9 protein-coding genes are annotated in these 12,203 nt (G+C 32.3%); 2 read left to right on the forward strand and 7 right to left on the reverse strand.

The window, feature by feature from the left end; genetic code table 11:
• The first annotated feature begins 176 nt into the window (after nt 1–176).
• Together H600_RS0108990 and H600_RS0108995 are read left to right on the forward strand one after the other, a co-directional pair.
• A complete protein-coding gene (locus tag H600_RS0108990) occupies nt 177–2,360 on the forward strand; it encodes a carboxy terminal-processing peptidase (protein ID WP_026728473.1) in 2,184 nt (727 codons plus the stop codon).
• 96 nt (nt 2,361–2,456) lie between these two features.
• A complete protein-coding gene (locus tag H600_RS0108995; protein WP_084157370.1) occupies nt 2,457–3,245 on the forward strand; it encodes a DNA/RNA non-specific endonuclease in 789 nt (262 codons plus the stop codon).
• Here H600_RS0108995 and rpe read toward each other — a convergent pair.
• The 7 genes from rpe to H600_RS0109030 form a co-directional block, all read right to left on the reverse strand.
• Nucleotides 3,222–3,884, reverse strand: coding sequence for a ribulose-phosphate 3-epimerase (gene rpe / locus H600_RS0109000; protein ID WP_026728475.1), 663 nt, complete (start codon nt 3,882–3,884; stop codon nt 3,222–3,224). The genes H600_RS0108995 and rpe overlap by 24 nt on opposite strands.
• Before the next feature lie 303 nt (nt 3,885–4,187).
• Nucleotides 4,188–5,051, reverse strand: coding sequence for a sigma-70 family RNA polymerase sigma factor (locus tag H600_RS0109005; protein ID WP_007804760.1), 864 nt, complete (start codon nt 5,049–5,051; stop codon nt 4,188–4,190).
• 206 nt (nt 5,052–5,257) lie between these two features.
• Nucleotides 5,258–6,973 carry a hypothetical protein gene (locus H600_RS0109010; RefSeq protein ID WP_026728476.1) on the reverse strand — a complete coding sequence of 572 codons (1,716 nt, stop codon included), beginning with the start codon at nt 6,971–6,973 and terminating at the stop codon, nt 5,258–5,260.
• Nucleotides 6,961–8,199: a DUF4249 domain-containing protein gene (locus H600_RS0109015; protein ID WP_026728477.1), complete on the reverse strand. Its 1,239-nt coding sequence runs from the start codon at nt 8,197–8,199 to the stop codon at nt 6,961–6,963. The genes H600_RS0109010 and H600_RS0109015 overlap by 13 nt, the downstream gene beginning before the upstream one ends.
• Nucleotides 8,200–8,204: 5 nt before the next feature.
• The gene (locus tag H600_RS0109020) at nt 8,205–10,943 is read right to left on the reverse strand and encodes a TonB-dependent receptor (RefSeq protein WP_026728478.1); all 2,739 of its coding nucleotides are present in this window, start codon (nt 10,941–10,943) and stop codon (nt 8,205–8,207) included.
• 20 nt (nt 10,944–10,963) lie between these two features.
• A complete protein-coding gene (locus tag H600_RS0109025) occupies nt 10,964–11,683 on the reverse strand; it encodes a hypothetical protein (protein ID WP_026728479.1) in 720 nt (239 codons plus the stop codon).
• Between the two features lie 176 nt (nt 11,684–11,859).
• Nucleotides 11,860–12,108 (reverse strand): hypothetical protein, encoded by a 249-nt coding sequence (locus H600_RS0109030; protein ID WP_026728480.1) that lies wholly within the window; start codon nt 12,106–12,108, stop codon nt 11,860–11,862.
• Nucleotides 12,109–12,203: the final 95 nt, after the last annotated feature.

Below are 12,203 nucleotides of genomic sequence, written 5' to 3' on the forward strand. Positions count from 1 at the left end.
TTCTTTAGGCAAATGTAGCAACAGATTTTGGTAGAATACTAACAAATAAATAAAAATTGTAAACTAAATCTTAAAGGACTTTTGAACAACAAACTATTTTATATCTTTAACAAAAAATTATAGTGAGCTTGGCTTTGTTGGCACAGTTTTTACCGTAACTTAGATTAAAAAATTTGATGAATGCTATTATTAAGTTTATGAAAAGAAATTATAAAATACTTATAGCCGTATTATGCTTGTCAGTGACGTTGTTTGCATTTAAATTAAATGCTGATAAGTCTGAAGATCCGGACCCAAATAGAGACAAAACACTTTTAGAACTGCTTGCCTTTGTTATTGAAAAAGGACACTATAGTCCGGCTGAGATAAATGATGAGTTTTCTAAAGGTATTTTTAAGGATTATATAGATGCGCTAGATCCTTCAAAAAGGTTTTTTCTGCAATCTGATATTGACGAATTCAAGCAGTATGAATTACAGCTTGATGATCAGTTTTTGAATAAAGACCTAACGTTTTTCAATCTTACTTATACAAGATTGATGAAACGTATGGAAGAAAGCAAAAAACGTTACAAAACGATTTTGGCACAACCTTTCAACTACAATGTTGATGAGACTTTTAATGCTGATTATGAGCATATTCCTTATGCTAAAAATACAGCAGAAATAAATGAAAGATGGAGAAAACAGATTAAGCTTTCAACGCTTTCGTCATTGGTTACGAAACAAAAATTGGAAGAAGACAAAAAGAAATCTGATCCTGCATACAAAGAAAAATCTTTTGAAACATTAGAAAAAGAAACTCGCGAGAGCTCTTTGAAATCTTTAGATGATAATTTTGGGTTAATTAAAGATTTGAATAAAGAAGATTGGTTTTCTGTTTATGTGAACTCAATCATGACTCGTTTTGATCCTCATACAAGTTATTTTGCTCCTGAAGAAAAAGACCGTTTTGATGTAAATATCAGTGGGAAATTAGAAGGAATTGGTGCTCGTTTGACTAAGAAAAATGATTTTACTCAAATTGACGAATTGATTTCTGGAGGGCCAGCTTGGAAAGGAAAACAGCTTGAGGCTGGAGATATGATTTTAAAAGTGGCGCAAGGAAACGAAGAGCCAGTTGATGTAGTTGGAATGCGTCTTGATGATGTTGTGAAAAAAATCAAAGGCCACAAAGGAACTGAAGTAAAACTTACTGTTAAAAAAGTTGACGGAACGATTAAAGTAATTTCAATCATTAGAGATGTTGTTGAAATAGAGGAAACGTATGCAAAATCTAGTGTTGTTGAAAGAAACGGATTAAAATACGGAGTAATTTATTTGCCTAAATTCTATATTGATTTTGAAAATAAAGATGGTCGTGACGCTGGAAAAGATATTGCTCTTGAAGTAGAAAGACTTAAAAAAGAAGATATTAACGGTATCGTGCTTGATGTTCGTGATGACGGAGGAGGATCTCTTTCTACAGTGGTTGATATCGCTGGTTTATTTATCGAAGAAGGACCAATCGTTCAAGTAAAATCTGCTGGTAAAAAGAAAGAAGTTTTATATGATAAAGACAAAAAAATCGAGTGGGACGGACCATTGGTAATTATGGTGAACAGCTTCTCTGCTTCGGCTTCTGAAATTTTGGCGGCAGCAATTCAAGATTACAAACGTGGTGTAATCATTGGAAGTAAACAAACTTATGGAAAAGGAACTGTGCAAAATGTACTTGACTTGAACCAATTTGTTCGTAATGCAAACTACGGCGATCTTGGGGCTTTGAAAATTACAGGACAAAAGTTCTATAGAATCAACGGAGGTTCAACTCAATTAGAAGGTGTTCATAGTGATGTTGTGATGCCGGATCGTTACGCTTATTTGAAAATGGGAGAGCGCGACATTGATAACGCAATGCCATGGGATAAAATTGATCCAGCTGATTACAACACTTGGACTTCTAATGAAAAATTCAATCAGGCGATCAATAACAGCCGAAACAGAATTGCAAATAATGATCAATTCAGATTGATTGAAGATAATGCAAAATGGATTGATGTTAAAAATAAAGAGAATACTTATAGTTTGAATATCAAAAACTTTAAAGCAACTCAGGAACAAGTTGAGAATGAGGGTAAAAAATACAAACCAATTGCAGATTATAAAAACAATCTGGTTTTCAAATCATTGCCATATGAAGAGCTTGAAATGAAGAGCGATGCTACATTAAAAGAAAAAAGAGATGCTTGGCACCAAGCATTATCTAAAGATGTTTATGTGGAAGAAGCTTTAAATGTTTTGGATGATTTACAAACAAAAAGTTATGTAAAAAACACCGTTTCTCCTAAAATGAAAAAGGATAAACTGGTAAAATCTTAGTTCAACAGAATTAATTTGTTATTAAAATGCTCCATAGATTTAATATTTATGGAGCATTTTTTTGTAAGTTTATTTTTGAAATAAAATATGCAGAAGATGAAGAATTATATTGTTTTGGGTTTGATGGTTTTTATGTTGGTTTCATGTAAAAAGGAGATTATTGAAAGAGGGGAAACTAGTCAAGAAAAACAAAATTCTTTCACTTCAACTTCAGTTCAAAATTCTACAGATTCTTTGTATACAGTTGCTTATTTGCCTAGCTCGACTACCGGACAAATTGTAAAGCATAAATATTATACACTTTCATATAATGAAAAATTTGAACAGGCGGAATGGGTAGCGTACGAATTAAAAAAAGAATATTTGAAAAATGGAGATTATAAACGCCCTTATTTTATTGAAGATCCAAAAGTAACAACAGGTTCTGCTGATTGGAGAAATTATAAAAAATCTGGATATGATAAAGGACATCTTTGTCCTGCCGGTGATATGGAGTTTAATAAGGAGGCGTATGATGATACTTTTTATACTTCGAATATTTCACCTCAAAACCATGATTTCAATAGCGGAATTTGGAATAGAATTGAACAAAAAACACGTTATTTTGCTCAAAAGTACAATGATATTTATGTAGTAACGGGCGGAATTCTGAAAGATTCAGATAAAAAAATAGGGACAGAAAACGTTGCTGTCCCTAAATATTTTTATAAAATTGTTATCGCTAAATCTGGAAAAGAACACAAAGCAATCGCATTTTTAGTTCCGAATGAAGACAGTGACAAGTCAATTTATGATTTTGTAGTTCCGATTGAAACTTTAGAAAAAATGACCGGAATTGATTTCTTCCCGAATTTAAAAAACTTAAAAAGCAGTAAGGACTTTTAATTCGGCAATCGTCTGAATTGGGTTTTCTGCTTTAAAAACAAAGCTTCCAGCAACTAAAACATCTGCGCCAGCTTCTACTAATTGTTTTGCGTTTTTGCTTGTTACGCCACCGTCGATTTCAATTAATGTTGAAGCATTTTTGCGAGTAATTAGAGCTTTTAGCTTTTTTACTTTATCATACGTGTTTTCAATAAATGATTGTCCTCCAAAACCTGGATTTACGCTCATAATGCAAACTATGTCGATATCATTGATCACGTCTTCTAGTAAGTCAACATTTGTATGAGGATTCATAGCAACTCCTGCTTTCATTCCTTCCGCTTTAATAGCTTGAAGTGTTCTGTGCAAATGTGTGCAAGCTTCGTAATGTACCGTTAATCCATTCGCACCTAAATCAGCAAAAGTTTTAATGTATCGATCTGGATCAATAATCATTAAATGAACATCGATATATTTTTTTGCATGTTTTGAAATGGCTTCTAACACCGGCATTCCAAAAGAAATATTCGGAACAAAAACTCCGTCCATAATATCAATATGAAACCAATCAGCTTGGCTGTTGTTGATCATTTCGATATCGCGCTGCAGATTTGCAAAATCAGCAGCAAGAACTGAAGGAGCAATAAATGTATTTTTCATTTTCTGTTGTGTGTTGTTTTATACAAAGGTAGATTTTAACCGCAAAGTGCGCAAAGAATTACGCAAAGTTCGCAAAGTTTTTTTGCCACAGATTATAAAATTAAAATGATTAATCTTTTCTAATACTTTAATCTGTGGCAAAATAAAACAAAATAAAAAACTCCGGTAATCAGCCGGAGTTTCAATCATCAATCAAAAAACGAACAGTCAATCAAACTGTTGTTTGCGTTACAAAGGTTTCGTGTTTCATGTTTCAAGCTACGCAAAGCAACTTGAAACCTTAAACCTGAAACAAATATTGTTTTATCCTAAGTATGTTTTAAGGATTTTACTTCTAGAAGTGTGTTTCAATCTACGGATTGCTTTTTCTTTAATCTGACGAACACGCTCACGAGTTAAGTCGAAAGTTTCTCCAATTTCTTCAAGAGTCATTGGGTGTTGATCGCCAAGGCCAAAATACAAACGAACAACATCAGCCTCTCTTGGGGTTAATGTTTCTAATGAACGCTCGATTTCAGTACGAAGAGATTCGTGAATTAATTCTCTGTCTGGGTTTGGAGATTCACCAGAACGCAATACGTCGTAAAGGTTAGAATCTTCACCTTCAACAAGAGGTGCATCCATTGATAAGTGACGTCCAGAGTTTTTCATAGACTCTTTTACATCATTTACAGTCATGTCAAGTTCTTTTGCAATTTCCTCAGCAGAAGGCGGGCGCTCATTAGATTGCTCTAATAAAGCATACATTTTGTTGATTTTATTGATAGAACCAATTTTGTTTAAAGGTAAACGAACGATACGAGATTGTTCTGCCAATGCCTGAAGAATCGATTGACGAATCCACCAAACGGCATACGAGATAAATTTGAATCCACGAGTTTCATCAAAACGTTGTGCAGCTTTGATAAGTCCTAAGTTTCCTTCGTTAATTAAGTCAGGAAGAGTTAATCCTTGATTTTGATATTGTTTAGCAACCGATACAACGAAACGTAGGTTGGCTTTTGTTAATTTTTCTAATGCTCTTTGATCACCCGCTTTAATTCTCTGTGCTAATTCTACCTCTTCATCTGCGGTAATTAGGTCAACTTTTCCGATTTCTTGTAGATATTTATCTAACGATGCAGTTTCACGATTGGTTACCTGCTTGGTGATTTTAAGTTGTCTCATGTTTTTGTCTCCTCAATTTTTAAGTGTACAAGTTGTTATACGTATGAAGTATCAAAAAAGTTACAACTAATTTAAAAATATTTTAAAATTTATAATTAAGTATTGTTTTTGTTGATTGTTTTTATGGTTTTGAATCTCTAATATGTTTGTATTTAACTGATAATCAGTTGTGTGTTTTTGGTTTTTCTTTTTTCTTTAAATAAGAATTAATTGCTGGTTTTTTCTTTTATTTCTATGAAATCTTTAATAAAAACAGGTTTGCCTGAGGCTGAAAATCCTTCAAGTGTTACCTCATATTTGCCTGCAACATCAGAAGCATAAAATTTACTGTTTGTTGTTTTGCTTAAATCAATATTTGGTTGCCATAAAAGTTGATGTCTGTAATCCGGGATTCTTGCGTTCTTGTTGTCTGCATAATCGGGACTAAAATAATTTTTCTTAACCTGAGGTCTCAAAATTTCTGGTCTAACAATAAATTTGCCTTTAAGTTTAGTGTCGTAATCGCCATTTTTTGTTGTGAACGAAACAATACCATTATATGATTTTGATCCATAATAATAAATCCCTCTTACTACATTTACTTTTGAAATGCTTTTAGGAGTAAAGGCGAAAAACTCATTCAAATTTTCAAGAATTAATCCGTCAACAAGAATCATAGCAGGCAATGCTGATTCGTAGTTTTCGTTATAATCATAAACATGAATCGTGTATTCATTATCGTATTTTCGGTAATATACTCCTTTTAAGATTTCTGTTATCGTTTCTTCAATATTTGGAAATCTTGTAAAATCGTCTAGTTTGAATTCTTCAGATGCTAACCCAAAAAACGGGATTGAAGGAGCGGGAGGCAATAAGCTATCTTTTTTTACGTCATAATACGCATTTTCAACTTGGGTTGAAATTAATCGGTCTGTGATGTTTTGTTTGAAATCTGAATTGAATTGAACTGTAGGAAAAGTTAAATTAGAAAAATCTACATCTTTTTGTTTGTCGATTTCAATTGCATAATTTTCTTTTCCGGTTTCGAGGACTTGAACAATAATATTTGAATTTGGGTTTTCTTTTTCTAGAATAAAATAGAATTTGCCTTGATCATCTGTTTTTGCAATTTTCAGATCAGAATCTTTTCCAACTACTGAAAGCGCTACTTTTTTATTTTTAATATCCGCATTTTCAGAAGTTATTTTTCCTGTTATGATTTCGCCACGTAGTTCTGGAAGTAAAAAATTACTGCCTGTAATTTCACCAGATTGGCCTTCTGTATTACTAAAAGTTGCTTTGTTTTGAACCAAATATCCATCAGACTTCCTAACAGATAGAGTATAATTGCCTTTTGTAAATTCTTCCGAATTAGATTTGATATTTAAGTCAATTAAATCTCGGGTGTTGTATGATTTATTTTTTATGTCAAATGAAATATTGCTGTTTTGTATAGCTTCGGAAGAAACAGCATTATAAGAAACCGTATTAGTGCTTGGATTTTCTTTATATGGATTTAAGATATAAATATCGGCAGAAAAATATTCTTGAGCACTTTTATTGAGCATCCAGTTTGTATATCCAATTAATTTATAGCTTCCAGTTTCTAATGTTGTTGGGATAAAAAAATCACCATTACCGGTAGCTTTGTCAAGAAACAGTTTGTGAGTGAAGACAGTTTTCTTGGTATTGTCTACTAGTTGTACGTAAGCTATTTTGCTGAAAACAGAAGCTGTTTTTGCTGATTTGTCAATGCAGAATATTTTGTAATACAAAGTTTCACCAGTTAAAAACGAATTTGCATTTGTGCTGACGTAAATTGACTCATTGATTTTTTTGTCAACTTCATTCAGTTCACTTACAGAGTTGTTTTTTTGAGCAAATACAATTTGCTGGCAGCTAAAAGCTACTGTTATCAATAATATGTATCTTAATCTATCCAAAATGGTGGTTTTACGTTTGACGAAAATGAAGTGCAATCTCCGCATTCTACTGGGTATAAAATGTAACTATTAGGTGATTCGGTAGGGAAATAAACTTTAAAGCCGCTTGAAAGCAAATTCATAATTAATTCTCCTTGACATTCAAAATCAGGGTTTTTATTAAAACAATAATTAAAGATATACTGCTTCACTTGGTCATCAGGAATCGGTGAAGGACAGGTGTAAGGATATTTAGGAATTGGTTCTCCACTCAATAAATCTGTAAAGCTAAAAAACAGTCTTTTTTCAGAATAAGAAGATACATCAAAATAACCAATAACTTTCTCGTTCGGATTTTCAACGGATTTCATATTTCCATAGAAAAATCCTGGCTGTGTCTGTGATAAAATACTTCCAGAGTTTGATATTTCTTTAAGCGTTTGAAAGAAAGTATGAGCTGCAAGACTTTGTACATACTGTTTTACTAAGATGCTATATCTGCTTGCAATAATATAATCAGTACTTGCAAGAAATCGTACAGGGAAATTACTTACTCTATCTTCTGATAAATCATTAGTACTGGTCAAAAGAAGCTCATTTGAATTTTGGTTCGAGTAACAAACTCTCACATCTTCTGTTCGGTCTTCTAAAACAACTTGTCCAGGAGGATAAGAGCCAGCTGGAAAATAAACAGGAATCGCTTTTTTAGGATAATATTTTGGAGCCACAATTCTATATGTTTCCTCATATTCATATCTATAATAATGCGAGTTGTTTGTAGGGTCAAAAGTATTTACGGTAATTTCAACACCTAGCTGGTTGTCTTTTGTTTTTTTAGTAGCTTCTATGCTTTCAATTTCGGTTTGTTGTGGTAATGTTTCGTTGCTGGAAGCGTAGTTTCTGCCGTCTTTGGTACGCACGTGCAATTGATACTGTTTACCTGCAACAACTTGAAATGGAGCAACTGAGGTATAGTTCTCAGTATTTTCCTTAAAATCGTATTTGTTTCCAGTATTGTCAGTAACATATACTGTTGCTCCTTTTTCAAAAATAGGGGCTTTGTCATCGAGCTTGTAAGCTCTTGTAAGTTTTACTTGTTGCGTTTTATTTTGATTCGTGATCGTTGATTCAATGACAATGACATCTTCATATCCGCTACTTGCTTGGTAATCATAAGGCGTTGTGCAGCCAAATGTCGCAGCGAATAATGTTGTTATTAGAAATCTAATTAAAAAGATTTTTTTCATAACGGTTAAAATTTAAAATTATAAGTAATAGTTGGTACTGGAACTGCAAAAATTGAGGTTTGATAAGCTTTTATCTGTCCATCTTTGGTTACAAAAAACACTGAATACGGATTGTTTCTTCCCAATACATTGTAAATTGATATGTTCCAGAAACTATGTGCTAATTTTTTAATTTTATGATTTCCTTCAATATTTAATCCAATATCTAAACGGTAGTAATCTGGTATTCTGAATTTGTTTCTATCCGTGTATAACGTGTATTCGGCGCCATTATAATAATATTTTCCAACAGGATAAGTAACAGGTCGTCCGGTTTGATATACAAAATTAGATGAAAAACTGTAACGATGTGTAAACTTATAGTTCATAACAATGCTGAAATCGTGGGGTTTGTCAAAATTACTTGGAAAATACTCTCCATTATTTACTTTTTCATCGTTAAATTGACTGTTTAATTTGATGAGAGATCTAGAATAAGTATAGCCAATCCAACCGTTAAGTCTTCCGATGGATTTTCTAAGCAAAAATTCAATTCCATAGGCTTTTCCGTCACCTTGAAGCAATTCTGTTTCTAAGTTTTGATTAAGCAGGATTTGTGATCCTACTTTGTAATCTAAAATGTTTTTTGAAGTTTTATAATATCCTTCAAGGCTCAACTCAAGGTCGTTGTATTCTAATTTTTTGAAGATTCCCAAAGAATACTGCAGGCCACTTTCAGGCTTCACATTTAAATCAGATAATTTCCAAGTATCGGTAGGAGATTGAGTCGTATTGTTTGTAAGTAAATGAATGTACTGATAGTTTTTATCAAAACCTGCTTTTACAAAAAGACTTTCGTTAAAAATATAACGCAAACCAATTCTTGGCTCAAAACCACCGTTTTTGCTGATGACTTCGTTATTACCGTATGTCTTTTGCTCAATAACTGTTGATGGAGTTTTAGGCACTCCCTCTTCGTAAATATTTTGTGTCGATGGACCAAGAGCCATATAATAGGAGTATCGGGCTCCAATATCTAATAATAATTTTTCGGAAATCTGGAATTTGTCAGAAAGAAAAGCGGCTGATTCCAATCCCTTTTCATTTTCTATCATTATTGGTGTTACTAACGAGTTTTCTCCATTTGGAGTCATTTCCCCTGGATTTACTTTGTAAAGTTTGCTTGCAACGCCATAAGTAAGTTTGTGTTTGCTGTTTAATTCGCTTGTAAATTTAAAAACAGCCTGACTTTCGTTTATTTTGTATTTTAAAAGAAAAGATTCAGGATTAACTGATTGGTAATTAATGCTGTATTTGTATTCACTATTTGTCACATTAAATTCGCTGTTGTTTTTTTCATTAAATGCGTGTTTCCATTTCAATGAAATTAAGCGATTACTGTATTTAAACAATGAGTCGGGAGTCAAAGTATAGGAATCCTTGCTGTAATAGCCTGTCCCTTCGACTGAGTTGTTTTTGTTGATTTTGTGATTGTATTTGGCAAACAAATCATAAAAAGATGCTTGACTGTTTTTTAATCGATCATCATCCAAAGTTTTTAAAATCCAGTCTGAATAAGTCGCTCTTCCACCAACTAGTAAACTAGCTTTGTCTTTTACAACAGGAACAGACAATGTAAGATTACTTGTTACAGGACCAATTCCTCCTTCTCCAGAAATTTTTTCATTGTTACCATTCTTAGAAATAATATCAAAAACAGAAGATAAGCGTCCTCCAAATTCAGATGGAATACCACCTTTGTAAATATCCACTCTGTTGATTGTATATGGATTAATTGAAGAAAAGAAACCAAATAGGTGAGTAGGGTTATAAATTGTAGCATTATCCAACAATACTAAATTTTGGTCCTCTTTTCCACCTCTAACATTAAATCCCGAAGATCCTTCACCTGCTGTTTTGATCCCAGGAATGGTCAATGCTACTTTTAAAATGTCTCTTTCTCCAAGAACTAAAGGAATATTTTTTACGCCTTCGGCCTCAATTGTTGTAACTCCTGTAATAGCAGTTCTAATGTTTTGAGTGTCTTTTCCTTTTACTAAAACCTCGTCCAGTTGATTGATTTTTTCAATAACAGAAAAGTCTAAAGTTCCGTTGCTGTAAATCATTATTTTTCGAGAAGTGCTATTGTAAAATAAAGATTCAACCTCGATAGTGCTTAGTCCTGTTGGAAGTTTGAAGCTGTAGAATCCTTCGGCATTGGTAGTCGAAATGATTGCAGTATTTTTTACTTTAACATTAATGTCTGCAAGGGGTTTTCCATCTTTTAAATCGGTAATGTGGCCGGACAAAGTATAAAGATCAACATCAGAATCAGCTGCTTCTTTACCAATTAATGCAATAGGTGCAGTTGTGCCCGATTTGTCTTTTTTAACCGAATCATATTGCTGGAAAAAGATAGGAGCATTGGCATCTTTTTTATTATTCTGCAGCTTGTCATAAATGATGCTGTTTTTTGTCAATATGATTTTGTTTTTATTGATATAAAAATTAAGCTCAGTATCTTCTAAAACTTTTGACAAAACTTCTTCAATTGTTTTATTTTGATAATCGCCGGAGATTAATACATTTTTATCAAACCAACTGTCTTGAAAATAGAATTTATACGAAGTCGAAGCTTCGATTTTTTCTAAAACCGCAACTCTGTTTATATTGCTGAAAGTTAAGTTTATTGTGTTTTTTTCGCCTTGTGAATGCAGTACCTGATTAAAACCGAAAAATAATAAAAGGATAGTAAATATTCTCATTTGTAATGTTTTTCCAGATTTTAATTATTTATAAATTTCATTAAATTTTTCATGAATAATGCTGTGTTTTCCTTTCGTAGGTTTCTGTTCATGAGGTAGAAATCATTTATTTTTCTTTTGCTATCAGGGAATAATGCTATAATCGCTTTTTTGTCATTGATTAAATTAAATTTGTTTTCTTTCCACAAAATGAATTCATATCTGGAATTGTATTCAATCAAATTAAATTCTTCCTTGACATTTTTCTTTTTCTCTTTGTAGTATTTGATATAAAATATTTGGTTATTGCCGATTGCTACTTCTTCGTAGTAACCTCCTTTAAAAGAAGTATTGTTTAATTCTTTTAGATTTACAAAATTTTCATTGCCAATCTTAAAATTAGAGGTGTTTGCTTTGATGATATTGATTTTTGTAGTGTTCTGACCATCATATGGACGCAAAACAAGTTCATCACTGTTGATGTCGTATTTTAAAGATAAATCAAAGTAGTTTTGGCCGTTGTATTTGATGTTTCCTTTTTTGAATTCATCTGTACCGTAATAACGATGCTGATTGTCAACGGTTTTATCAAAGTTTAAATGAGCAGGTCCATTTTTAATATCTAATGATTCAACACCTGCATTTTTATCAAACCAATTAAAGATTTCGATTTCTTTGACGCTTTGGCTATGTATCGAAGGAATGTTTAATAATATTCCAAATAAGCAAAGGAATATTATCTTTTTTTGGGAATTTTTCAAAGGATCGGTGGATTTTTGATTTTGTTTCGGTTGATTTCAAAAGTATTAAAAAAAAGTTATAAATGACACTTAAAACTGTTAAAATGTAATAAAATATTCATATTTTAATGTAAAAAACACCTCAGTTTACTAGTAAACCGAAGTGTTTTTATAAAAAAGGGGCAAAATTATCTTTATTAGAGATTGTCTTCCGGAGCATCCAGAATCTCGTCAAATATTTTTTTTAGTGACTTTAAATAGATTGGAAATGATATAAGCAACAGAATGTATTCTTTCCTTAGCACGGTAACGTCATCCAGAATAATATATAAGCTCGGGATTATTATAGCGAGTGATGCTACAGCTCCAAACCATGGATTTTTTGCTAATTGTTTTAATAATAATAGAGGCTTCATTTCTGGTTGGTTGGTTAGCGCAATTTTCATTTAAAACTATTTTGGTTTATTTGTGATGTAAAAATAATTTCGATTTGCCAAGTTTGCCCCGAAAATGTCATGAAAGCTATTTTTCTTGTCATGAA

This window comes from Flavobacterium denitrificans DSM 15936 (assembly GCF_000425445.1).
Lineage (GTDB): Bacteria > Bacteroidota > Bacteroidia > Flavobacteriales > Flavobacteriaceae > Flavobacterium > Flavobacterium denitrificans.

Excerpts from the sequence above, each read along its gene's own strand:
- H600_RS0109020 (WP_026728478.1), bottom strand. The coding sequence starts at position 10,943 with ATGAGAATATTTACTATCCTTTTATTATTTTTCGGTTTTAATCAGGTA.
- rpe (WP_026728475.1), bottom strand. The coding sequence starts at position 3,884 with ATGAAAAATACATTTATTGCTCCTTCAGTTCTTGCTGCTGATTTTGCA.
- H600_RS0109015 (WP_026728477.1), bottom strand. The coding sequence starts at position 8,199 with ATGAAAAAAATCTTTTTAATTAGATTTCTAATAACAACATTATTCGCT.
- H600_RS0108995 (WP_084157370.1), top strand. The coding sequence starts at position 2,457 with ATGAAGAATTATATTGTTTTGGGTTTGATGGTTTTTATGTTGGTTTCA.
- H600_RS0109030 (WP_026728480.1), bottom strand. The coding sequence starts at position 12,108 with ATGAAAATTGCGCTAACCAACCAACCAGAAATGAAGCCTCTATTATTA.
- H600_RS0109005 (WP_007804760.1), bottom strand. The coding sequence starts at position 5,051 with ATGAGACAACTTAAAATCACCAAGCAGGTAACCAATCGTGAAACTGCA.
- H600_RS0108990 (WP_026728473.1), top strand. The coding sequence starts at position 177 with ATGAATGCTATTATTAAGTTTATGAAAAGAAATTATAAAATACTTATA.